General features: G+C 60.5%; 25 protein-coding genes. 10 read left to right on the top strand and 15 right to left on the bottom strand.

Annotated elements, in window-relative coordinates:
- Positions 1-82 precede the first annotated feature (82 nt).
- Together I9H07_RS01305 and I9H07_RS01300 are read right to left on the bottom strand one after the other, a co-directional pair.
- Complete coding sequence (locus I9H07_RS01305) at positions 83-1471, bottom strand: GTPase/DUF3482 domain-containing protein (protein ID WP_236448564.1); 1389 nt, start codon at positions 1469-1471, stop codon at positions 83-85.
- Positions 1464-2843 carry a DUF2868 domain-containing protein gene (locus I9H07_RS01300; RefSeq protein ID WP_236424094.1) on the bottom strand — a complete coding sequence of 460 codons (1380 nt, stop codon included), beginning with the start codon at positions 2841-2843 and terminating at the stop codon, positions 1464-1466. The genes I9H07_RS01305 and I9H07_RS01300 overlap by 8 nt, the downstream gene beginning before the upstream one ends.
- 109 nt (positions 2844-2952) lie before the next feature.
- Between I9H07_RS01300 and I9H07_RS01295 the strand changes: the two genes are divergently transcribed.
- Together I9H07_RS01295 and I9H07_RS01290 are read left to right on the top strand one after the other, a co-directional pair.
- Positions 2953-3465 carry a dihydrofolate reductase gene (locus I9H07_RS01295; RefSeq protein WP_236424095.1) on the top strand — a complete coding sequence of 171 codons (513 nt, stop codon included), beginning with the start codon at positions 2953-2955 and terminating at the stop codon, positions 3463-3465.
- Between the two features lie 190 nt (positions 3466-3655).
- On the top strand, positions 3656-4714 hold the full coding sequence (locus tag I9H07_RS01290) for a hypothetical protein (RefSeq protein ID WP_024672813.1): 1059 nt from the start codon (positions 3656-3658) through the stop codon (positions 4712-4714).
- Positions 4715-4775: 61 nt separating this feature from the next.
- On the opposite strand, the gene trmB is transcribed toward I9H07_RS01290, so the two are convergent.
- The 4 genes from trmB to I9H07_RS01270 form a co-directional block, all read right to left on the bottom strand.
- Positions 4776-5423 (bottom strand): tRNA (guanosine(46)-N7)-methyltransferase TrmB, encoded by a 648-nt coding sequence (trmB, locus tag I9H07_RS01285; RefSeq protein ID WP_229631596.1) that lies wholly within the window; start codon positions 5421-5423, stop codon positions 4776-4778.
- A 97-nt stretch (positions 5424-5520) separates the two neighbouring features.
- A complete protein-coding gene (locus tag I9H07_RS01280; protein ID WP_005896373.1) occupies positions 5521-6315 on the bottom strand; it encodes a thiazole synthase in 795 nt (264 codons plus the stop codon).
- 52 nt (positions 6316-6367) lie between these two features.
- Positions 6368-6568 (bottom strand): sulfur carrier protein ThiS, encoded by a 201-nt coding sequence (gene thiS / locus I9H07_RS01275; RefSeq protein WP_024645177.1) that lies wholly within the window; start codon positions 6566-6568, stop codon positions 6368-6370.
- 99 nt (positions 6569-6667) lie between these two features.
- Complete coding sequence (locus tag I9H07_RS01270) at positions 6668-7048, bottom strand: DUF423 domain-containing protein (protein WP_024672812.1); 381 nt, start codon at positions 7046-7048, stop codon at positions 6668-6670.
- An 80-nt stretch (positions 7049-7128) separates the two neighbouring features.
- Between I9H07_RS01270 and mtgA the strand changes: the two genes are divergently transcribed.
- Positions 7129-7839, top strand: a complete 711-nt coding sequence (gene mtgA, locus I9H07_RS01265; protein ID WP_024672811.1) for a monofunctional biosynthetic peptidoglycan transglycosylase — start codon at positions 7129-7131, stop codon at positions 7837-7839.
- Between the two features lie 389 nt (positions 7840-8228).
- Here mtgA and rpoH read toward each other — a convergent pair whose 3' ends face one another.
- The 4 genes from rpoH to ftsY all read right to left on the bottom strand — a co-directional run bounded on the left by rpoH (position 8229) and on the right by ftsY (position 12397).
- Positions 8229-9083, bottom strand: a complete 855-nt coding sequence (gene rpoH, locus I9H07_RS01260) for an RNA polymerase sigma factor RpoH (RefSeq protein ID WP_236424097.1) — start codon at positions 9081-9083, stop codon at positions 8229-8231.
- 118 nt (positions 9084-9201) lie between these two features.
- Complete coding sequence (ftsX, locus tag I9H07_RS01255) at positions 9202-10236, bottom strand: permease-like cell division protein FtsX (RefSeq protein WP_058392818.1); 1035 nt, start codon at positions 10234-10236, stop codon at positions 9202-9204.
- The gene (ftsE, locus tag I9H07_RS01250; protein WP_003379871.1) at positions 10233-10904 is read right to left on the bottom strand and encodes a cell division ATP-binding protein FtsE; all 672 of its coding nucleotides are present in this window, start codon (positions 10902-10904) and stop codon (positions 10233-10235) included. The genes ftsX and ftsE overlap by 4 nt, the downstream gene beginning before the upstream one ends.
- Positions 10901-12397 carry a signal recognition particle-docking protein FtsY gene (gene ftsY, locus I9H07_RS01245; protein ID WP_236424099.1) on the bottom strand — a complete coding sequence of 499 codons (1497 nt, stop codon included), beginning with the start codon at positions 12395-12397 and terminating at the stop codon, positions 10901-10903. The genes ftsE and ftsY overlap by 4 nt, the downstream gene beginning before the upstream one ends.
- A gap of 256 nt (positions 12398-12653) precedes the next feature.
- On the opposite strand from ftsY, the gene I9H07_RS01240 reads away from it, so the two are divergent.
- The 4 genes from I9H07_RS01240 (at position 12654) to I9H07_RS01225 (ending at position 17430) form a co-directional block, all read left to right on the top strand.
- Positions 12654-14006: a M16 family metallopeptidase gene (locus I9H07_RS01240; protein WP_024645172.1), complete on the top strand. Its 1353-nt coding sequence runs from the start codon at positions 12654-12656 to the stop codon at positions 14004-14006.
- Positions 14003-15514 carry a M16 family metallopeptidase gene (locus I9H07_RS01235; RefSeq protein ID WP_236424101.1) on the top strand — a complete coding sequence of 504 codons (1512 nt, stop codon included), beginning with the start codon at positions 14003-14005 and terminating at the stop codon, positions 15512-15514. The genes I9H07_RS01240 and I9H07_RS01235 overlap by 4 nt, the downstream gene beginning before the upstream one ends.
- Positions 15514-16098 (top strand): 16S rRNA (guanine(966)-N(2))-methyltransferase RsmD, encoded by a 585-nt coding sequence (gene rsmD, locus I9H07_RS01230; RefSeq protein WP_024672487.1) that lies wholly within the window; start codon positions 15514-15516, stop codon positions 16096-16098. Before I9H07_RS01235 ends, rsmD begins: the two co-directional genes overlap by 1 nt.
- Before the next feature lie 285 nt (positions 16099-16383).
- Positions 16384-17430: a hydrolase gene (locus tag I9H07_RS01225; RefSeq protein WP_268946315.1), complete on the top strand. Its 1047-nt coding sequence runs from the start codon at positions 16384-16386 to the stop codon at positions 17428-17430.
- A 4-nt stretch (positions 17431-17434) separates the two neighbouring features.
- On the opposite strand, the gene I9H07_RS01220 is transcribed toward I9H07_RS01225, so the two are convergent.
- Complete coding sequence (locus I9H07_RS01220) at positions 17435-18292, bottom strand: sulfurtransferase (protein ID WP_236424105.1); 858 nt, start codon at positions 18290-18292, stop codon at positions 17435-17437.
- 55 nt (positions 18293-18347) lie between these two features.
- Complete coding sequence (locus I9H07_RS01215) at positions 18348-19010, bottom strand: TetR/AcrR family transcriptional regulator (protein ID WP_024672707.1); 663 nt, start codon at positions 19008-19010, stop codon at positions 18348-18350.
- A gap of 290 nt (positions 19011-19300) precedes the next feature.
- Here I9H07_RS01215 and coaD point away from each other — a divergent pair, with 290 nt between their 5' ends.
- Positions 19301-19780, top strand: a complete 480-nt coding sequence (gene coaD, locus I9H07_RS01210; RefSeq protein ID WP_024646639.1) for a pantetheine-phosphate adenylyltransferase — start codon at positions 19301-19303, stop codon at positions 19778-19780.
- 102 nt (positions 19781-19882) lie between these two features.
- On the top strand, positions 19883-20134 hold the full coding sequence (locus tag I9H07_RS01205) for a YfhL family 4Fe-4S dicluster ferredoxin (protein ID WP_003316325.1): 252 nt from the start codon (positions 19883-19885) through the stop codon (positions 20132-20134).
- Positions 20135-20138: 4 nt separating this feature from the next.
- Here the strand turns inward: I9H07_RS01205 and I9H07_RS01200 are convergent, their stop codons facing one another.
- The 3 genes from I9H07_RS01200 to I9H07_RS01190 all read right to left on the bottom strand — a co-directional run bounded on the left by I9H07_RS01200 (position 20139) and on the right by I9H07_RS01190 (position 22243).
- Positions 20139-20477 (bottom strand): hypothetical protein, encoded by a 339-nt coding sequence (locus I9H07_RS01200; RefSeq protein WP_024672708.1) that lies wholly within the window; start codon positions 20475-20477, stop codon positions 20139-20141.
- A 94-nt stretch (positions 20478-20571) separates the two neighbouring features.
- Positions 20572-21384 carry a bifunctional DNA-formamidopyrimidine glycosylase/DNA-(apurinic or apyrimidinic site) lyase gene (gene mutM / locus I9H07_RS01195; RefSeq protein WP_236424107.1) on the bottom strand — a complete coding sequence of 271 codons (813 nt, stop codon included), beginning with the start codon at positions 21382-21384 and terminating at the stop codon, positions 20572-20574.
- 46 nt (positions 21385-21430) lie between these two features.
- On the bottom strand, positions 21431-22243 hold the full coding sequence (locus I9H07_RS01190) for an HDOD domain-containing protein (protein ID WP_201022782.1): 813 nt from the start codon (positions 22241-22243) through the stop codon (positions 21431-21433).
- 239 nt (positions 22244-22482) lie between these two features.
- Between I9H07_RS01190 and I9H07_RS01185 the strand changes: the two genes are divergently transcribed.
- Positions 22483-23022, top strand: a complete 540-nt coding sequence (locus I9H07_RS01185; protein ID WP_058823839.1) for a type 1 glutamine amidotransferase domain-containing protein — start codon at positions 22483-22485, stop codon at positions 23020-23022.
- Positions 23023-23075: the final 53 nt, after the last annotated feature.

Genomic DNA, 23075 nt, shown 5'->3' with positions numbered 1-23075 from the left:
GAAGACCGCAACTATCGTGCGACGCTCCGCGTCGCCATGCCGTTCCGGACGCTCTGCGTCCGATCTTCAGCATCAACAACGCTCAATCCTGCAACACCACGTCCGCCAGTTCATCGATTGCTTCCTGCCTCTCGCCCTGATTCGGTCTGGGGTGCGGGTTGAGCGTCGACCATTGCGGGTGGGCTCGGGCACGAGAGAGAGGCTCGGGGATTTTGCCTTTGCGCCAGGTCTTGTCCTGCGGCGTGGTCAATTCCATGCTGTGGATGGCGGCGTGGCCTCTGACTCCCAGCGCCAGCAGCAGATGCCCTTGCCGCAGGGCGAGCAGGCGCAGCACGGCATCGTCCACGGTCAGTTCTCTGCGCCCCTTGAGCTTGCCCAGTAACCGCCCGCCATAGCTGCGCGCCGTCGACAGAGCGCCGCCCGCAATCGCTCCGACCAGCGCCGCTGCGCCAAGCGTTACGCCACCGACCATCAAGTCGACCCCCGCCCCGGCCGCCGCGCCAGCGGCCACACCACCCCCAACGCGCACGCCCATCAACTTGAGGGTTTCCGGATTGAACAGGTCATCACCCCAACGGCCGTCCATCAATGGCAAGTCGCTGGTGGACACATCATCCTTGCGAAAAGAATAAAGCTTGAGCAGCGCCTCGACACATTGCTGCTCACGCTGGCGAACAGCCTTGCGCAGCGCTTCCACCGCCTGCTGCTCCTGCTCCGGAGCGGTCTCGACGCTGCGCCGGCAGGCTGCACAATCAATCAACAGCTCGGCTATCAGGCGCGCCGCACTGTGCTTTCTGGCCCGACGTTGTTGCTCCTGATCTTCAATCAAGCGCTCCAGCCGAGGCCGCGCGCTTTCCAAGAGCAATGCCAGGCTTTCATACAGACGTCGGCCGCCGTCTTCCGGAGGAGCCACGCTGTCGAAACGCACCAGCGCATGCAGGCCCAGACGAGAAAGCGCTTCTCGCCATTCAGGCTCACGATGCTGACGCGTACTGACAAAATTCAGCACTGGCAGCAACGGCTTGCCACAACTGGCCAGCACCGCCAGTTCGTCACGGTATTTGGCCAGCACCGGTTCACGCGCATCGATCACATACAGCCCTGCATCCGAGTCGAGTAGCTGGCGCAGGACCTTGGCTTCCTGTTCGAAACGCTGTCGCGCTTCACTGCCCTCCAGAAAACGCGCCAAACGCGCCGGACCGTCCAGCCGCTCGCCGGGGCGGTCCAGGCGCTCCAGATAATCGAGCAGCGCAATGGCGTCTTCCAGACCGGGCGTGTCATACAGCTCAACCAGCGCCTGCCCATCCACAAAAAGGCGTGCGCCCTCAACATGACGGGTAGTGCTGGGTCGATGGGAGACTTCGCCAAAGCTCACATCACCGGTCAAGGTACGCAGCAGCGAGGTCTTGCCGACATTGGTGTGACCGACCACCGCCAGCTTGATCGCACGGCTGCCTTCTGCTTCAGTCATGACCTGTCTCCAGCCAGTTCAAAGGCGCGCTGTCGGTGCGTGGAAGTTGTAAATGATCGAGCGCGACATGCCAGTCATCCAGACGCTCGGGGTCGAGCGTCTGCCCGCCAGGCGCAGGCAGCAGCCAGATGCGGGTGGCTCCGGCGCAGCGTGCCAGTTCGGCGATCAACGCCAGGCTGCCACGGTCCGGTGAGCGACGCGGGTCGCAAGCGATCAGCATGCGTGCAGGCGGATAGTGGGTCAGCTGTTCCAGCAGCTTCTGGCGCGACTCACGGCTGTCGAGAACACCGGCATTGGCGACACCCGAGGGCAACTGCGGAGGCCAGACCTGCTGATCATCCAGCTCGATCGCCACCAGCAAGGCGCCATTGCTTTCAACAGCGCCTGCGCCGGACTTCACCTGATGCAGCGCAGCAGGCTCGGCATCGTTGACGCCCAATCGCTCGCTGCTGGGCATCAGCCGTTCGCGCAGTTCAAGGTACTCCGGCAGTTCAAGGTCGAGACACAGCGCGGCTCGCCCGCGCTTCCAGCGCCACAGGCAGAACCCGGCCAGTAACAGACGCGGCACGATGCCGTACACCAGCAGCACACCCACCAGCCATGCCGCCCAGGCCTGCCGCGCATTCTCGATACTCAGCGCGCCATTGCCGCTCGCGCGAATCATGGTTTCGTCCGGCACGCTGAAACCCAGCCAGGCCGGAAGGGTACTGAGGGTCTGCGTCAGGCTGACAAAGGTGTCGCTGCTCAGGATCGTGGTTTCCCAGACAAAGCCGTAGCGCCGGGTCGCCATCAGCATCAGCAGCACTACCAGCGCGCTGAGCAACGCCAGTAGCCACAGACTGTGAACCACCAGCGCCAGCACCCAGCGATTCAAGCGTTTGCGTTGCAGCAGCAGAACCAGCGCAGGCGCGAGTTGCGCTGCCTGAGCGTCGCGGGCGAGCTTTTCGCTCAGCCACAGCCACAGACGGCCCAGCCCGCTATTACTGCGCCCGGCAGCGATCAGGCCTAGCGCCCAGCTCGCCAACATCACCAGGTTCAACCCCAGCAGGCTGCCCAACGCCCAGAACACGTTGACCGGCGTCTGCCCGTCCCCCATCGCGGCGAAGGCCAGCCCTGCCCCGCTGATGACGGCCAGCACGGCCATCGCCATCAACGCCAGACGCGCGCCCTGCTTCCAGCGATGCAGCGCCGCAAGCATGCCGTCGCGTTCCGCCAGCCCAAGGGCGCGGTGTGTTATGCGGGCAGTCAGGTCACCTCCGGCGGCGCGGGCACGACGGTTGGCTTCCTGGTCATCCAGCGCGCCAGCCTGCTGTTCACGCAGGCGCACGGCTTCGGTCAGCCAGAGGGTATCGAGGGGGGTCAGTGCAGTCACACGGCGTCTCTTGATTGAATGCTGCGGTGAGCATAACCGCTGTCATCGGACTGAGCACGGCGCGTATCAGTTCATTCGCCCGCCCTGCGACCTCTGATATCCTCGCGGCATGAAAACTCATCTGCCCCTCAGCCTGATTGCCGCCCTCGGCGAAAACCGAGTGATCGGCGTCGACAATTCCATGCCCTGGCATTTGCCGGGGGATTTCAAATATTTCAAGGCCACGACGCTCGGCAAGCCGATCATCATGGGTCGCAAGACCTGGGACTCGCTGGGCCGCCCCCTGCCCGGCCGCCTGAACCTGGTGGTCAGCCGCCAGACGGACCTGCAACTCGAAGGCGCTGAAGTCTTCTCTTCACTGGACGCCGCCGTGACGCGCGCCGAGCAGTGGGCGCAGGAACAGGGTGTCGACGAGGTGATGCTGATCGGCGGCGCACAGCTGTATGCGCAAGGGCTTGCGCAGGCGGACCGCCTGTACCTGACGCGCGTGGCCTTGAGCCCTGAAGGCGACGCGTGGTTTCCGGAATTCGATACGACGCAGTGGGCATTGGTATCGAACACCGAAAACGCCGCCGTCGATGACAAGCCTGCTTACAACTTCGAAGTCTGGGAACGCGTCTGATCAGCGCTTTTCGGCGCAACTGCGGCCGCTGACGAAAAACTGCAACAAAAGTGTCGTTTTTGGTTTCGACGTCGCAAATAAAGGGGCAAACGACGTCTTTTGGCCTTTTTCGGGTCGCTGACGTACTTTTGCCTTCACAATAATTTGTTACGGTCTGCCCCTTCGTTTTTTCGACAAGGGGAAATTGCCTATGAAACTCGTGCCAAAACTGCTGGCTGCCGCCGTCTGTCTGGGGCTTGCCAGCCAGGCCATCGCGGCCACCGAATTGAAGCATTGGCCCGAGCCTGCTGCCAAAGCGCTCGATGCGATGATTGCGGCAAATGCCAACAAGGGCAATTACGCGGTCTTCGACATGGACAACACCAGCTACCGCTTCGATCTCGAAGAATCGCTGCTGCCGTACATGGAAAACAAAGGGCTGATTACCCGCGAAAAACTCGATCCTTCACTGAAGCTGATCCCCTTCAAAGACACCGCCGAGCACAAGGAAAGCCTGTTCAGCTACTACTATCGTCTTTGCGAAATAGACGACATGGTCTGCTACCCGTGGGTTGCGCAGGTCTTTTCCGGCTTCACGCTTCAGGAGCTGAAAGGCTACGTCGATGAGCTGATGGCTCTGAAAAAACCGATCCCGGCGACCTATTACGACGGCGACACCGTCAAGCAACTCAGCGTCGAGCCGCCCCGCGTGTTCACCGGGCAGACCGAGCTGTACAACAAGCTTATGGAAAACGGCATCGAGGTCTATGTGATGACCGCTGCGTCCGAAGAGCTGGTGCGCATGGTCGCTGCCGATCCGAAGTACGGCTACAACGTCAAACCCCAGAACGTGATTGGCGTGACCACGTTGCTCAAGGACCGCAAGACCGGCGAACTGACCACGGCACGCAAGCAGATCACCGCAGGCAAATATGATCCGAAAAGCAACATGGGCCTGGAGCTGACGCCGTACCTGTGGACGCCGGCAACCTGGATGGCCGGCAAGCAGGCAGCGATCCTGACCTACATCGATCAGTGGAAAAAACCGGTGCTGGTCGGCGGCGATACCCCGACCAGCGACGGCTACATGCTGTTTCACAGCGTCGATGTGAGCAAGGGCGGCGTGCACTTGTGGATCAACCGCAAGGACAAATACATGACCCAGCTGAACGGCATGATCAAGGCTAACGCCGAGGCTCAGGCCAAGGAGAAGTTGCCGGTCACTGCGGATAAAAACTGGGTGATCGTCAAGCCGGACGAGATTCAGTAAACGACGGGATACGCGTCACGTTGCAGGATCGTGCCCAAATAATTGGGCACGATCAGCACATTCAGTCGACTTTCTCGAACTTCAGGTCCCAGACACCGTGGCCGAGTTTTTCACCACGGCGTTCGAACTTGGTGATCGGCCGTTCCGCAGGCCGTGGCACGTACTGGTTGTCTTCGGCCTGATTGCGATAGCCAGGCGCCACGCTCATCACTTCCAGCATGTATTCCGCGTAAGGGCCCCAATCGGTGGCCATATGGAACACCCCGCCCACCTTCAGCTTGCTGCGCACCAATGCAGCGAACTCGGGCTGCACGATACGGCGCTTGTGGTGACGGCTCTTGTGCCACGGGTCCGGGAAGAACAGCATCAGTCGATCAAGGCTGTTATCGGCGATGCAGCGGTTCAGCACTTCGATGGCGTCGCAATCATAGACGCGCACGTTGGTCAGCCCTTGGGTCAGCACACCATTGAGCAGCGCGCCCACGCCCGGGTAATGCACTTCAACGCCGATGAAATCCTGTTCGGGGGCAGCCGCTGCCATTTCCAGCAGCGAGTGGCCCATACCGAAACCAATTTCCAGGGTGCGTGGCGCAGAGCGGCCGAACACCTGATCGAAGTCCACCGGCGCGTCGGTCAACTCCAGGCCGAACAGCGGGCGGCCCTGATCCAGACCACGCTGCTGGCCTTCGGTCATGCGACCGGCACGCATCACGAAACTCTTGATGCGGCGGTGCGGGCGCTCTTCGCCTTCTTCGGTAGCAGGCGACTCTGGGTGCGGAACGTGCGAATCAGTCATCAACGGGCTCTTACTTGATCAGGCCATCCAGCGGCGAAGATGCGCTGGCATAGAGTTTTCGTGGCATGCGCCCGGCGAGGTACGCCAGACGACCGGCAATTACAGCGTGCTTCATGGCTTCAGCCATCATGACCGGTTGTTGAGCATGGGCGATGGCCGAGTTCATCAGTACCGCCTCACAACCCAGCTCCATCGCGATGGTGGCGTCGGACGCAGTACCGACCCCGGCATCGACCAGCACCGGTACTTTGGTTTCTTCCAGGATGATCTGCAGGTTGTACGGGTTGCAGATACCCAGACCGCTGCCGATCAGACCGGCCAGCGGCATGATCGCAATGCAGCCGATTTCAGCCAGTTGGCGGGCGATGATCGGGTCATCGCTGGTGTAGACCATGACGTCGAAACCGTCCTTGACCAGTATCTCGGCGGCCTTGAGGGTTTCGATGACATTCGGGAACAGGGTTTTCTGATCCGCCAGCACTTCCAGCTTGACCAGATTGCGGCCATCGAGCAGCTCACGAGACAGGCGGCAAGTACGCACGGCCTCGACGGCATCGAAGCAGCCAGCGGTGTTCGGCAGAATGGTGTAACGGTCCGGCGGCAGCACGTCGAGCAGATTCGGCTCGCCCGGGTTCTGGCCCAGGTTGGTGCGACGCACGGCAACGGTGACGATTTCAGCACCGGAGGCTTCGATGGCCAGACGGGTCTGCTCCATGTCGATGTACTTGCCGGTGCCCACCAGCAGGCGCGACTCGAAAGTCCGGCCGGCCAGGACGAAAGGCTTGTCGCTGCGAACATTGCTCATCGGGAATCCTCTATGACGTGCAGATTGGGGTTCGGGGCCGTGTGAGTTCGAACTAGCCGCCACCGATGGCATGCACCACTTCGACCTGATCGCCTTCGCGCAGAGCCGTCGCTGCATGCTGGCTGCGCGGCACGATATCCAGGTTCAGTTCCACCGCAACCCGGCGTCCGGCAAGGTCCAGGCGGGTCAATAACGCCGCGACGGTCTCGCCATCGGGCAATTCAAAGGGTTCACCGTTCAACTGAATGTGCATGCGAGAGCAGCCATCATTTTAGGGGGCCAGCATTCTAGCCCGATCAGCCGGTATGACCAAGGCAAAGCCACGCCATTCGTCTCAAGCGTAGCCTGTCGTTCAGGGCGCGGAACCCAGCCGCCACGCCGCCAGCCCCAGCATCGACCAGCCAAACAGAAACGCCAGACCACCGAACGGAGTGATGATGCCCAGCTTGCTGATGCCGGTCAGAGTCAACGCGTACAGGCTGCCGGAGAACAGCAGGATGCCGATGGCGAACGAGAACCCGGCCCAGGTGACAAGACGTCCGGGGACCTGCGTTGCCAGCACTGCCACGCCAAGCAAGGCCAGCGCGTGGACCAGTTGATAAAGCACACCGGTATGAAAAACCGCCAGGTACTCGGCGCTCAGTCGCTCTTTCAGGCCGTGAGCCGCAAAGGCGCCCAATGCCACGCCGGTAAAGCCGAAAAAGGCGGCCAACATCAAAAAGCTACGCAGCATCAGGAACTCCAGGGAAAAATCGTCGAAAGGCGCACGGTCTGTATAATGGCCCGCTCAACGGGTTCGGCCAAGCCATCTCTATGCTGCAAACTATTCTTCATCGCATCGTCAAAGCCCTGCTGTGGTTCGCCGCAGGCAGTGTTCTTGTGGTTCTGGTCCTGCGCTGGGTACCGCCACCGGGCTCGGCACTGATGGTCGAGCGCAAGGTCGAATCGTGGTTTGACGGTGAGCCCATCGACCTGCAACGCGACTGGGAACCGTGGGACAAGATCTCCGATAACCTCAAAATCGCGGTGATTGCCGGCGAAGATCAGAAGTTTGCCGAGCACTGGGGTTTCGACGTCGACGCGATTCAGGCGGCGATTCTGCATAACGAGCAAGGCGGCTCGATCCGTGGCGCCAGTACCCTGAGCCAGCAGGTGTCGAAAAACCTGTTTCTGTGGTCGGGCCGCAGTTACTTGCGTAAAGGGCTTGAAGCCTGGTTCACGATGCTCATCGAACTGCTGTGGTCCAAGGAACGCATCCTTGAGGTGTACCTGAACAGCGTCGAATGGGATGAAGGCGTATTCGGCGCTCAGGCTGCCGCGCAGCACCACTTCCGCACCAACGCCAGCGCCCTGTCGGTCCAACAGGCCAGCTACCTCGCCGCCGTCCTGCCCAACCCCCGCCAATGGAGCGCCAGCCACCCCGGCAGCTACGTCTCGCGCCGCGCGGGCTGGATTCGTCAGCAGATGCGTCAACTGGGTGGGAATGAGTACCTGCAGGGGCTGAACAGCAGTCGTCGCTGGTGATGGGCTGACGCCAGTTCGGAGATTATCGCTCCCTACGCTCCAGCGTGAGAGTGGGAGAGCTTTCGTAGGAGCGAACTTGTTCGCGAAGGCGTTGTTTTGAACGCCAAATCTTCTGCGATTGCTCGGGCTCTTTCGCGAACAAGTTCGCTCCTACGCGGAAGCATCAATCGGAGCGGGAGCATGGGAGCGAGAGGGCTTTTGTAGGAGCGAACTTGTTCGCGAAGGCGTTGTTTTGAACGCCAAATCTTCTGCGATTGCTCGGGCCCTTTCGCGAACAAGCTCGCTCCTACGCTGGAGCATGGGAACGCCGACGCAGATTATTGGCACCATAGCTGATACACACAAAAACGCCCCGATCATCTCGGGGCGTTTTTCGTTGCCGGGTAGCCTTACGCAGCTATCGACGTCTTGAGCTTGTTCATCGCGCTTTTTTCCAGCTGACGAATACGCTCGGCGGAGACGTTGTACTTCTGCGCCAGGTCGTGCAGCGTGGCTTTTTCTTCTGCCAGCCAACGCTGGTAGAGGATGTCGCGGCTGCGCTCGTCCAGTACGTCCAGCGCCTGGTGCAGATTGGCGGTGGAGTTGTCGGTCCAGTCAGCGTCTTCCAGTTGACGCGCCGGGTCGTACCGGTGGTCTTCCAGGTAGTTGGCTGGCGACTGGAATGCGCTGTCATCATCCGCCTCGGCTGCCGGGTCGAACGCCATGTCATGGCCGGTCAGACGGCTTTCCATTTCGCGGACTTCACGTGGCTCGACGCCCAGGCTTTCAGCCACGCGATGCACTTCATCGTTGTTCAGCCAGGCAAGACGCTTCTTCTGGCTGCGCAGGTTGAAGAACAGCTTGCGCTGCGCCTTGGTGGTGGCGACCTTGACGATGCGCCAGTTGCGCAGGATGAACTCGTGAATCTCGGCTTTGATCCAGTGCACAGCAAAGGAAACCAGACGCACGCCCATTTCCGGATTGAAGCGCTTCACGGCCTTCATCAGGCCGACGTTGCCTTCCTGGATCAGGTCAGCCTGAGCCAGACCATAACCCGAATAACTGCGAGCGATGTGCACAACAAAGCGCAGGTGGGCGAGGACCATTTGTCGGGCCGCGTCCAGATCCTGCTCATAGTAGAGACTCTCAGCCAGTTCACGCTCCCGCTCGGGCGTCAGCAAGGGAATGCTGTTGACCGTCTGCACATAGGCCTCAAGGTTCGCACCCGGGACTAGAGCATAAGCAGGTTGCAAAGAAGTGGTCATACGAAAAAACCTCCAGCGCACATGTGATGTGCAGTTCAGCACTAGCCAGATTGACCCGGAACCGCTAACCAAGTTCCTTGATTTTCAGAGGCCAGTCTGGTGAAACAATATTGATGCTCTATCGGGGCGCCAGCTCACGCAGGTGACGGGCGACCGCAATCCAGGCACCGATATACCCTAACAGAACCGCTCCAAGCAAGAGCGAAAAACCATCGGCCATCGGTACGCCAGCCAGCGAGAAGTCACTGCCGTACAGACCTGCCAGCCCGACAACCGCGCCATTAAGCCAGTCCAGGCCATACGCCAGCACCCCCCATGACAGGATGCCTGCGCCGAAGCCATACAGGGCGCCCATATAAAGAAAGGGTCTGCGCACGTAGCTGTCTGTACCACCGACCAGCTTGATGACTTCGATTTCGGTGCGGCGGTTTTCGATGTGCAGACGTATCGTGTTACCAATTACCAACAGCAAAGCCGAGACCAGCAGAACCGTCAAGCCGAAGACGAATCGATCACCCAGTTTAAGAATCGCTGCCAGCCTTTCAACCCAGAGCAGGTCCAACTGAGCCTGCTGTACCTTCGGCAGTTCAGCAAGCCGGGTACGCAAGGCCTCCAGCGCAGGCTTGTCCACTTCATCCGGTGTTACCAGCACCACGCCCGGAAGCGGGTTTTCCGGCAGTTCCTTGAGCGCTTCGCCCAGACCGGACTGCTGCTGGAACTCCTTAAGCGCCTGATCGCTGCTGATGTACTCGGCATCTGCCACGCCGGGCATTGCCTTGATCTCGTCACGCATTTTCGTGCCGTCGGCAGAGCTGGCATCCAGATTCAGGTAAATGGATATCTGCGCAGCACGCTGCCATGAACCGCCAAGACGCTCGACATTGCTCAGCAGCAACGACAGGCCCATTGGCAGGCTCAGGGCAATCGCCATGACCAGGCAGGTGAAGAAGCTGCCGATAGGCTGCTTGCCCAGACGACGCAGGCTGTCTAGCAGACTGGAGCGATGGCTTTCCAGCCAGGCCGACAGCAACATGCTGAAGTCCGGGCCGTCATCATCGTGGTCGTGACGCTGTTTGTTCTTTTTCGGCGGCAACGGGTCAGCCGCTTTGGGCGCGACGCGTTCCGACACCTTGGGGCTACGTGTAGCACTCATACCCCGGCCTCCCCGTCACCGATCAGGCGTCCGCGTTGCAGGGTCAGCATGCGATGGCGCATGCGGGCAATCAACGCCAGGTCGTGACTGGCGATCAGCACGCTGGTCCCCAGTCGATTGATGTCTTCGAACACGCCCATGATTTCCGCGGCCAGGCGTGGATCGAGGTTACCGGTCGGTTCATCGGCCAGCAGCAGCGCCGGACGATGAACGATGGCGCGGGCAATGCCGACACGCTGCTGCTGACCTGTAGACAGATCGCCGGGGTACAGATCGGACTTGTCCGACAGCGCCACGCGCTCAAGTGCCGAATCGACCCGCTTGGCAATCTCTGGCTTGGAGAGGCCAAGTATCTGCAACGGCAACGCGATGTTGTTGAACACCGTGCGGTCGAACAGCAACTGGTGATTCTGGAACACGACACCGATCTGGCGGCGCAAAAAGGGGATCTGCGCATTGCTGATCTGCCCAAGGTCCTGACCGGCCAGCATCAGCTTGCCGGTTGTCGGACGCTCCATGGCCAGCAACAGGCGCAAAAGCGTGCTTTTGCCCGCACCGGAGTGGCCGGTGACAAACAGAAACTCGCCGCGACGTACTCGAAAGCTCAGTTCATGCAACCCGACGTGTCCATTCGGATAGCGCTTACCGACCTGCTCGAATCGAATCATGGACGCTCCCGCTCCGCAAACAGAGCCTGAACAAAGGGTTCGGCTTCGAAGGTCCGCAGATCGTCGATCCCTTCTCCCACACCGATATAACGAATAGGCAGGCCGAACTGCTTGGCCAGAGCAAAAATCACACCGCCCTTGGCCGTGCCATCCAGTTTGGTGAGCGCCAGCCCGGTCAGGGTGACGGTCTGGTTGAATTGCTTGGCCTGATTGATTGCGTTCTGGCCAGTGCCTGCATCAAGCACCAGCAGCACTTCATGAGGAGCATCGGCGTCCAGCTTGCCGATAACGCGGCGTACCTTCTTCAATTCCTCCATCAGGTTGTCCTTGGTGTGCAGACGACCGGCCGTATCAGCGATCAATACGTCAATGCCGCGCGCCTTGGCAGCCTGAACGGCATCGAAGATGACCGAAGCAGAGTCGGCGCCGGTGTGCTGGGCAATCACCGGAATATGGTTACGCTCACCCCACACCTGCAATTGCTCTACTGCGGCGGCGCGGAATGTATCGCCGGCCGCAAGCATGACTTTCTTGCCTTCCAGCTGCAGCTTCTTGGCCAGCTTGCCAATGGTCGTGGTCTTGCCCGCGCCATTGACGCCCACCACCAGAATCACGAACGGCTTCTGTTCGGCCTTGATCACCAATGGCTGCTCGACAGGCTTGAGCATCGCGGCCAGCTCACCCTGCAACGAGGTGTACAACGCCTGAGCGTCGGTCAGCTGCTTGCGGGCGACTTTCTGGGTCAGGCTCTGAATGATGACCGAAGTGGCCTCGACACCGACATCTGCCGTTAACAGGCGGGTTTCGATTTCTTCCAGCAGGTCATCATCGATGGCTTTCTTGCCCAGAAACAGGCTTGCCATGCCTTCGCCAATACTGGCGCTGGTTTTCGACAGCCCTTGCTTGAGGCGGGCAAAGAAGCCGACCTTGGCGCTTTCAGGCTCTTGTACCGGGGCAGGAACGGGCGCGGGAACAGGAGTGGTTTCCTGAACGGGCGGCACTGCCAAAGCTGCTGGCTGGACGGGTTCTGGTCGAGCTGTTTCCGGTGCTGCAACGCTGATCGGCGCAATGTCGGCTACAGGCTCGGCAATGACTGGCGCGGCCTCGACCAGTTCAGCCACTTGCGGCTCAGGGCTTTTGTAAAAATGGCTCTGCTCCGGGATCACCGGTGTGACATGCGGCGCACGGTCATCACTCAGCGCCACCGGCTCTTCCGCTACCGGCAAGGTCAACCACGGCTGTGGCGACGGGGCACCCGGCTCCACAGGCGTCTGCGGCGCAGGAGCGGCTTTGGTTATCGCTTCCGGCACTGACTGCGAGGCGACAGGAGACTCAACCTGCGACGTCGTTTCGACAATCGGGTCTGGCTGCGTCGGGGTCGATTCGGGTGGCGTTGGCTCGGCTTCCTGCGGCTTCTTGCGCAGCCATCCGAACAGGCCTTTCTTCTCTCCAGCCGCAGCTGGGGTCTTCTTGTCGTCGTTGGAACCAAACATGGAGGACGGCTATCTCAAGGTTGCGGGACGCCAGAGGGCGACCCGGAAAAATTCTGACATGCAAAACAGACTGCGTTTAGGACTTCTTGTTCACTCAACGGCCGCTTGTGCAGCTACCTTTACCTGCGTTTCAGACAGATTTCACTCGCAATCGGCCAGTGAAGGCTGTCTCTGAAGCAAACGGATCAGTATCCTAACACCCCCGCGCCCGCCGACGCTAAGTTCACGCGGGCCGTCCTACAGGTTCGAACTACGAATGAATGCTCTAGCCCGCCGCGCCGCAGGCCTGCTGCTCAGCACAGTTTGTCTGCCTTTGACTGCATTGGCTGCTGACCCGCAACCAACCCACGAATTCACCCTCGACAACGGCCTGAAGGTCGTTGTCCGTGAAGACCACCGCGCTCCTGTGGTGGTTTCCCAGATCTGGTACAAGGTCGGCTCCAGCTACGAGACACCGGGCCAGACCGGTCTGTCCCACGCGCTAGAACACATGATGTTCAAAGGCAGCAGCAAGACCGGGCCGGGAGAATCCTCGCTGATTCTGCGCGATCTGGGTGCTGAAGAGAATGCCTTCACCAGTGATGACTACACCGCCTACTATCAAGTGCTGGCCCGTGACCGCCTGAGCGTGGCGCTGGAGCTGGAAGCCGATCGCATGGCGACGCTGAAACTGCCGCCTGACGAATTCAGTCGCGAGATCGAAGTCATCAAGGAAGAACGCCGCCTGCGCACCGATGACAAGCCGATGGGCAAGGCGTTCGAGCGCTTCAAGGCGATGGCTTACCCGGCCAGCGGCTATCACACGCCAACCATTGGCTGGATGGCAGACCTGGAACGCATGAAAGTCGAGGAACTGCGCCACTGGTACGAGTCCTGGTACACCCCGAACAACGCCACGCTGGTGGTGGTCGGTGACGTGCAGCCGGATGAGGTCAAGGCGCTGGCAGAGCGCTTCTTCGGGCCGATCCCGCGTCGCGACGTGCCGCCTTCGAAAAAACCGCTTGAACTGGCCGAACCTGGCGAGCGCAAGATTACCCTGCACGTCAAAACTCAGCTGCCGAGCCTGATTTACGGCTTCAACGTGCCAAGCGTCGCCACGGCTGAAGATCCACGTTCGGCCAACGCCCTGCGCCTGATCGCCGCCCTGCTCGACGGTGGCTACAGCGCGCGCATCCCGGCACGACTGGAGCGTGGCGAAGAGTTGGTCTCCGGTGCATCGTCGCGTTATGACGCCTTTGCCCGTGGTGACAGCCTGTTCATGATCAGTGCCACGCCGAATACGCAAAAGAAGAAGACGCTGGCCGATGTCGAAGCCGGGATCTGGCGCCTGCTCAATGACTTGAAAACCAAGGCTCCGTCCGCCGAAGAGCTGGAGCGTGTAAGGGCTCAAGTCATCGCTGGCGTGGTGTACGAACGTGATTCAATCACCAGCCAGGCGACCATGATCGGCGAGCTGGAAACCGTCGGCCTGTCCTGGAAGCTGATGGACAACGAACTCGAGGCGCTGCAAAGCGTGACGCCGCAGGACATTCAGAAAGCTGCCAATACCTATTTCACCCGTGAGCGCCTCAGCGTTGCGCACGTTCTGCCTGAGGAGAAAGCCAAATGATCAAGCGCAATGCTTCACGTCATGCGCTGCTCGGCCTGATCCTGGCCGGTTCGCTCGGCGCCTTTGTCGCCCAGCCGGTGCTGGCCGATAACGCCGCTGTTGCCGAGCCCACCCAGACAACCCAGGCCGCTCAAACCACACCGGCACTGGGCAGCAACCTGCAAACCTTGAAGGAGCTGGATGGCAAGGCACCGGCCCGCCGCGCGCTGAATATCCAGACCTGGAAGACTGCCGAAGGCGCCAAGGTCCTGTTCGTCGAGTCGCGCGAGCTGCCGATGTTCGATATGCGCCTGATCTTTGCCGCTGGCAGCAGCCAGGACCAGAAATCACCGGGTATCGCCCTGCTCACCAACGCCATGCTCAATGAAGGAGTGAAAGGTAAGGATGTCAGCGCCATTGCTCAAGGCTTCGAAGGCCTGGGCGCAGACTTCGGCAACGGTTCCTACCGCGACATGGCCGTTGCCTCGCTGCGCAGCCTGAGCGCGGTCGACAAGCGTGATCCGGCCTTGAAGCTGTTCGGCGAGGTGGTGGGCAAGCCTACCTTTCCGGCCGACTCGCTGGCGCGCATCAAGAACCAGTTGATCGACAGCCTCGAAAGCCAGAAGCAGAGCCCGGCCGCTATCGGCACCAATGAACTGTTCAAGCGCCTGTACGGTGATCATCCCTACGCTCACCCGAGCGAAGGTGATGTCAAAAGCATCAATGCCATTACGCTTGCTCAGCTCAAGGCTTTCCACGCCAAGGGCTATGCGGCTGGCAATGCGGTGATCGCCCTGGTCGGTGACCTGTCGCGGGACGAGGCGCAAGCCATTGCCGCGCAGGTTTCCGCCTCGCTGCCAAAAGGCCCGGCGCTGGCCAAGGTCCCCGCTCCGGTCGAACCCAAGGCCGGCCCGACGCACATCGAGTTTGCTTCCAATCAGACCCACCTGATGCTCGCGCAACTGGGCGTCGACCGTAACGATCCGGATTACGCGGCTCTGACCGTCGGCAACTCGGTACTCGGCGGTGGCGGCTTCGGCAGCCGACTGATGACCGAGGTGCGTGAAAAACGCGGCCTGACCTACGGCGTGTCGTCCGGTTTTACCGCCATGCAAGTGGCTGGGCCCTTCATGATCGGCCTGCAAACCCGTGCCGAGATGAGTGAGAACACGCTCAAACTAGTGCAGGACATCGTCCGCGACTTCCTTGCCAACGGTCCGACCCAGAAAGAGCTCGATGACGTGAAACGCGAACTGACCGGCAGCTTCCCGCTCACCGCCGCCAGTAACTCGGCAATCGTCGGCCAGTTGGGTGCCATCGGCTTCTACGATCTGCCGCTGACGTACCTGGAAGACTACATGGCCGCTGCCCAGAGCGTGACGGTCGAACAGGTCAAGGCGGCAATGAGCAAGCATTTGAGCGCCGACAAGATGGTGATCGTTACGGTCGGCCCGACTGTCGCGCAGAAGCCATTGCCTGCACCGACTGACACACCCACTCGCCAACCTGTAGGGGTCCCGGAACACTGATGGCCAATCCACGTCCGAAGGGCCATAACGGCCTGGGTCAGCTTCGTATCATCGGGGGAGAATGGGGCAGCCGCCGCCTGACGTTCCCGGACGCCCCCGGCCTGCGTCCGACGCCGGATCGCGTGCGCGAAACCCTGTTCAACTGGCTGGCGCCGTATATTGCCGGCGCCAGGGTACTGGATGTCTTCACCGGCAGCGGCGCACTGTTTTTCGAGGCCCTGTCGCGGGGTGCCAGCATGGGCCTGGCACTGGACAGCAACGCCGCTGCCATCGCCAGCCTGCGCCAGAACCTCAACGCGCTGAATTGCACCACTGGCCAGGTTTCCCAGACCGACGCCCTGCGCCACCTGGAAACATCCGTGGCAACGCCTTTCGACTTGGTCTTCCTCGACCCGCCCTTCCATCAGGGCTTGCTGGCATCCGCCTGCAACCTGCTGGAAACCCGCGGCTGGCTGGCAGACAACGCCTGGGTCTACACCGAGAGCGAGACACCACCGTCGACCCTCGGCCTGCCCGGCAGCTGGCGCTTGCATCGCGAGAAGAAGGCGGGGCAGGTTTATTACGCGTTGTGGCAGCGGGGGTAAAAAAGGCGCACAGACTTCTCACGACTACCGTGCCAATCACTCCGTTGGCCACTCCATGTCCTCTTGCGACGCAGAGCGTCGTGAACGGCATTCCCACGCAGAGCGTAGGGAACGATCAACTATCGTGCGACGCTCCGCGTCGTCATGCCGTTCCGGACGCTCCGCGTCCTCTTTTGCGGCGGCGAGCGTCACGAAGTGCATTCCTGTTCGGAACGACGTCGCCAAGGCTACTTACATCCCGGCCCACTTAATGGCACCGTAAGGCATCAGCCCTTGAATCGATCGTTGAGCAAGCACGTGCCTACACACCTCTCCTTCCTGTCCCACGCAAACCCGTTCACGCCGGCTATCGGGATGAGCAACCCGCATCTGCAAACGCTTTGGGGGCCGCTGTTGCGCAAGCCGACGTTGCTGGCGCGGACTCGCGAGCGGTTGTGGCTGAAGGACGGGGATTTTCTGGACATGGACTGGCATGGGCCTGACAGGGCCGATGCGCCGCTGGTGCTGGTGCTGCATGGCCTGACCGGATCGTCAAACTCGCCGTACGTCGCGGGGCTGCAAAAGGCGATGGCGGCGCAGGGCTGGGCCAGCGTTGCGCTGAACTGGAGGGGCTGCTCGGGCGAGCCAAACCTGCTGTCACGCAGCTACCACTCGGGGGCCAGCGAGGATCTGGCTGAGGTGATCGCTCACTTGAAAGCCCTGCGTCCACTGGCGCCGCTTTACGCTGCCGGGTATTCACTGGGCGGCAATGTACTGCTCAAATACCTGGGTGAAGCGGGCCGGAACAGCGATCTGCTGGGGGCCGTTGCCGTGTCAGTGCCGTTTCGGCTCGATGAATGCGCCAACCGCATTGGCCAGGGCTTTTCCAGGGTCTATCAGCGGCACTTCATGCGCGCGATGCTCACCTACGTTCGCGACAAACAGCAGCGTTTTCAGCATGAGGGGCTGACCGAGGGGCTCGCCGAGCTGGCGGCCCTTGGCTCGCTGGAGAACATGCGCACGTTCTGGGACTTCGATGGCCGGGTAACCGCGCCACTGCACGGCTTCGCGGATGCCACCGATTACTACCGCAGAGCGTCCAGTCGTTACTATCTGGGGCAGATCGAGACGCCGACGCTGATTATCCAGTCCACTGACGACCCGTTCGTCTTCCCCCACAGCCTGCCCGAACCAAGCGAGCTGTCGCCCTGCACGGAATTCGAGCTGCACGCCAAGGGCGGCCACGTCGGCTTCGTCGAGGGCTCGTTGCGTAATCCGGCCTACTACCTCGAACGGCGCATTCCGCTATGGCTAAGCGCTGCCCACGAGCGTGACGCCCGCTCCCGCCAATAGCTGATCAATCGCTGCCGGTGGCAACTTCCCGGGACGGGTCGGTGATCCACTCACTCCACGAGCCGGCATACAGCGTCCCCAGCGGATAACCGGCCAGGCACAGGGCAAACAGGTTAAGGCAGGCCGTCACGCCCGAACCGCAGTAGGCCACCAGACTCTCCGGCGGGCGACCTTGCAGTTTCTCGGCAAACCGCTGCCTGAGCCGTTCAGGCGGCAGAAACAGCCCGTCGGGTCCGAGATTGTCGCTACAGGGCGCACACTGCGCGCCGGGGATATGGCCGGCCACGGGGTCAAGAGGTTCTACATCGCCGCGAAACCGGGCTTCGGCGCGGGCGTCGATCAGGGTCATTTCCGGACGCCCGAGACGACCCTGCAACCGACTCGCGCTCAGCAACAGGGACATGTCCGGCTCACCGCTGAAATGACCGGGCGTATGGCTCGGCGCGTCAAGGCTCAGCGGCAGCCCGGCCGCGTGCCAGGCCTTCAAGCCACCCTCAAGCAGATACACCCCATCGCGCTTGCCCATCCAGGCCAGCAGCCACCAGGCACGCGCGGCGAACATTGCGGGGCCGTCGTCGTAGAGCACGACATCGCTGTCGGGGTTGATACCCCACGCTTGAAAACATTGCCGCAAGGCGTCGGGGTCTGGCAACGGATGACGTCCGGTCTTGCCCTTGATGGCTGGCCCGCTGAGGTCGCGCTTCAGGTCGGCAAAGGACGCACCTTCGATATGCCCCTGAGCATAACTGCGCTGCCCGTAATCAGAGTCTTCCAGTGCAAAACGGCAATCCAGAATCACCAGCCCGGGGCTTTTCTGGCGCTCGGCCAGTTGCCGCGGGCTGATCAGTTGCGCGATAGACATGACACACTCCTGAGACAGAAAACCTCATAATCAGGCCGCCGAACGACCCGTCAATTCATTCCAGAATCTTCTGCAGCGGCGCATGAAACGTTGCGCACAAGGCGTCGAACGCCTCGCGGGCCTCAGGCGCGACGAAGCTGGATTCGAGCATAAGCACCTGATAGACCCCGCGTCGAATGGCTTCTTCGTTCACGTGCGTGGAATTTTCCCGATTCGTACACAGAAACCGCACCCATGACGTCAGAACGATCCAGGTGTTGAGGCTGGTCCACTCGATCTGCGCCTCATCCATTTGCAGGATGCCCGCCTTGATGAACCCGCGATAGATGGTCATCGCCTGCATCAGACAGCGATAAGAGAAGCGCCGATAGCGCGCAGCCAGCTCGGCATCCGATGTCAGCAGATGCTCAAGATCACGATGCAGAAAACGGTAGCGCCACATGGCGTCGATGATCGCCAGAAAATAATCGCGCTTGTCTTGCATGGTGGGCGGACGATCGGAGGGCAAGGTCAGAAAGCTGCCTATCAACACTTCGTATTCGCGGAACAGCTCGGCAATGATCACCTGCTTGTTAGCGAAGTGGTAATAGAGATTCCCGGGCGAGATTTCCATGTGCGCCGCGATATGATTGGTGGTCACGCTACGCTCACCCTGCTGGTTGAATAACTCCAGGCTGGTTTGCACGATTCGTTCACGGGTTTTGGTACGAGGTGCCATGCTGGGCCGGGCCGCTCTTCTGATGAGATGGTGGCGATATTAGCGCAAGCGTTTGCGCAACGGGATAGGCCAGCAGTGGCAGATCGACATAGCGTCTGACTTGCAAACTGATCAGGGGCTGCGCAGATTAATATCAAAATGTCAGATACCCCCATAATCAGGGCATTTCGCGCGAAACATGGCCGATAATCGGCGCAATACGACCTTCAGTGCATACCGGGCAGCTTGGCCCGTAGGGAAGGCTGCGATACCATCCGAGTCCCACAACGGACTCCGACCAGGACGACGCGATGAACCGAGTGTTGTACCCAGGCACCTTCGACCCTATCACCAAGGGCCATGGAGATCTGGTTGAACGTGCCTCGCGCCTGTTCGACCAAGTGGTCATTGCGGTTGCCGCCAGCCCGAAGAAAAACCCGCTGTTCCCGCTGGAGCAACGCGTCGAACTGGCCCGAGAGGTCACCAGGCACTTGCCCAACGTGGAAGTCGTCGGCTTCTCCACACTGCTCGCGCATTTTGCCAAGGAGCAGAACGCCAACGTCTTTCTGCGCGGTCTTCGTGCGGTGTCGGACTTCGAATACGAGTTTCAGTTGGCCAACATGAACCGACAATTGGCGCCGGACGTCGAAAGTCTGTTTCTAACGCCGTCAGAACGCTACTCGTTCATTTCGTCGACGTTGGTGCGTGAAATCGCAGCGTTGGGCGGAGATATCACCAAGTTTGTCCACCCTGCCGTTGCCGATGCGCTGACCGAGCGTTTCAAGCGCTGATCACTGGCATTGCAAGTCAAGGTGCATCCTGAGGCCTAATGCGGCACAATTCGCCGCATTGGTTTTCATGTGCCCCGGCGTCGGCCGAGGCAGGAGCAATTCATGTCCCTTATCATCACTGACGATTGCATCAACTGCGACGTCTGCGAACCTGAGTGCCCGAACGAGGCGATTTCACAAGGCGAGGAGATCTACGTGATCAACCCGAACCTGTGTACCGAATGCGTGGGCCATTACGACGAGCCGCAATGCCAGCAGGTTTGCCCGGTCGACTGCATCCCGCTGGACGAGAATCACGTCGAAAGCAAAGAGCAACTGATGGACAAGTACCGGATCATCACCAGCAAGGCCTGATCCTCTACTGCTGTTTACCGTATCCATCGCCGGTGCAACCCAGACAGCGCACAAATGCTGCCTTGCCCGGATCGACCACCAGTGCCTTGCCCGTTGCCCCGAGATTGCCCCCTGCCGCTGCAAAGGGCGAAGCAATCACAAATAGCCCAGTGCCTATAATCGTCGCCGCGATCAACAACGGCCGCGCGATCAGCAGGTCGCCCATCATGGCGTAGGCCGGTGGATTCTGGATGGCATAAACCGGATCACCGCTGCCCTCGGTGACGTCGCCCGCAATGGCGGGCATCGCCTGCAAGCCTATGAACAGCGCCAACGTGGCAGCGAAAATACGAAACAGGCTCATGGCGTGGTCCTTCAGGCGTAGCGAATTGAGGTGCCATCACTATAAACAGGGATGGAGGTTACGCAAGTGGCCCAAGGTGTACGGTCCCGCTATTTCAGCGCTGGCACTTCGGGCAATAGACGCTGGCACGCTGGCCCAGCTTGATCTCGCGCAATATTGACCCACAGACCTTGCACGGCTGGCCACCACGCCCATAGGCGAACAACTCCTGCTGAAAATACCCTGGCTTGCCGTCGCCGCCGATGAAATCCCGCAGCGTGGTGCCGCCACGCTCGATGGCATAGGCCAGAATGCGTTTGATCTCTATCGCCAGTTTCAGATACCGCGCTCTGGAAATCGCTTTAGCCTCACGGCGCGGATCGATGCCCGCCGCGAACAGCGCTTCGGTGGCGTAGATATTCCCCACTCCCACGACGACGGCGTTATCCATGATGAACGGCTTGACGGCAATCGACTTGCCACGCGAGCGTTCGTAAAGTCGCTCGCCGTCGAACAGATCGGTCAGAGGCTCCGGCCCGAGCCGGATCAGCAGTTCATGGTTATGCGGATCATGACTCCAGAGCATCGCGCCAAAACGACGCGGATCGGTATAGCGCAGCGCCAGACCGGATTCCAGCTCGATGTCGACATGCTCATGCTTGAGTGCGGGCATGCCGACTTCAACCATGCGCAGGTTGCCGGACATGCCCAGGTGACTGATCAGGGTGCCGACTTCGGCCTGGATCAACAAATACTTGGCGCGCCGCTCGACCTGCACAATGCGCTGCCCCGAAAGGCGCACATCAAGGTCTTCAGGGATCGGCCAGCGCAGGCGGCCATCGCGCACGATCACGCGGCTGACGCGCTGGCCTTCAAGATGCGGCGCAATGCCACGGCGGGTGGTTTCAACTTCGGGTAATTCAGGCATGGATAACTCGGTCGTGCGGAAGGAAAAGCGCCGGCGGCGCGCAGGATCAACGCGCGCCCAGTTCGCGAATGCTTTCCCTCAGGTATTCAAAGTCGTATTCGGACAGCGCGACATAATCCAGCACCAGCGGCCCGACACTTTCCCACTCGTGATCAACATCCTGACTGCCCAGAACACGATAGGACTGGCAAATATGTTCAGCCATTTTCAGTGGGGCCAGCAGATTCTTGAGCGTGGGATCGCGGCTTGAGTCGTCCTGGAAAATCGCCAATGCGTTGTGATGATTGGCGATGGCGTTGGTGACATGCTCCGGCAAACGCCAGGATTTGGCCGTGTAGTAACCCACCACCGAATGGTTGGTGTCGAACGCACGGTTTTCAGTGTCGACCACCCGGCAGTCAGGTCCGGCATTGGCGTAGGCCTCTTCCAGCACCGTCATGTAATCGGGAAAGCGTTTGAGCATCAGCGGGATGCCGCAGTCATGAAACAGACCCAATGCGTAGGATTCATCCACCGTTTGCGAGCCGATGCGCTTGGCCAGCGTCAGACTGGTCATCGCCACATCCTGCGCCGTGTCCCAGAAGCGGTTCAGCGTCACAATGGCCTCGTCAGTCATCTCGCCCCTGATCGACTGCGCGTTGATCAGATTGATGACGGTACGGCTGCCCAGCAGGTTCACCGCCTTATCGATGGAGGCGATCTTGCTGGACAGGCCGTAATGCGGCGAGTTGACGATCTTCAGCAGCGCCCCGGACAACCCCGGGTCCTGTGCAATCAATCGCGCGATGGCACCCAGGTCCGGATCAGGCATGTACTGCTCCATCTGCAGATCAACCATGATCTGCGGTTGAGGCGGCACGCTGATGCCCTGTAACGCTAGCTGTATCTGCTCGGAAGTAAGCTCTTCGGACATAGGTATTCACTCGCAGTAATGAGTGGATTCTCCGCTCTTGGACGTGAACGGTCCATCACCGCAGACGAAGATTTTCTCGGAACTTTGGCTCATATACAGCTTCGGACCCTAGGTACATGGCGTAGACAGCGGCCTCAAAAAGGCCTGCCGTGCGCCATCCATCAAGCCTGACACTGGAGGATCCCATGTCCAAAGCACTGACTGGCAAGCGCATCGCAATTCTTGTAACCGACGGTTTCGAGCAGGTCGAACTGACCGGTCCGAAACAGGCTCTGGAGCAGGCAGGTGCCACCGTGGAAATTCTTTCTGCAGAAGAAGGCCAGGTCAAAGGCTGGAATCACGACAAGCCGGCTGACGACTTCAAGGTCGACCGGACGTTCAAAGCGGCCAATGCCAGCGACTACCACGGCGTGGTATTGCCGGGCGGCGTGCAGAATTCCGACACCATCCGCGTGGACACTGACGCGCAGAAGATCGTCAAGGACATCGACGCGTCCGGCAAACCCCTGGCCGTCATCTGTCATGGCGGCTGGTTGCTGATTTCTGCCGGCCTGGTCAAGGGTAAGACGCTGACCAGCTTCAACTCTCTGAAAGACGACCTGGTCAACGCAGGCGCCAAATGGGTCGATCAGGAGGTAGTGACCGATGGCACGCTGATCAGCAGCCGTCAGCCCGATGACATCCCGGCCTTCAACAGCAAGCTGATTGAAGCCTTGTCCGCATAATACATCGCGTTAATCGTCGTCATCCCGGTGCACAACCGGGATGACGCGCTATA

It is taken from the genome of Pseudomonas syringae (assembly GCF_023278085.1).
GTDB classification, from domain to species: domain Bacteria; phylum Pseudomonadota; class Gammaproteobacteria; order Pseudomonadales; family Pseudomonadaceae; genus Aquipseudomonas; species Aquipseudomonas syringae_Q.
Note: the sequence above shows the minus strand (reverse complement) of the source record. Positions and strands in the feature narration are given on the sequence as shown.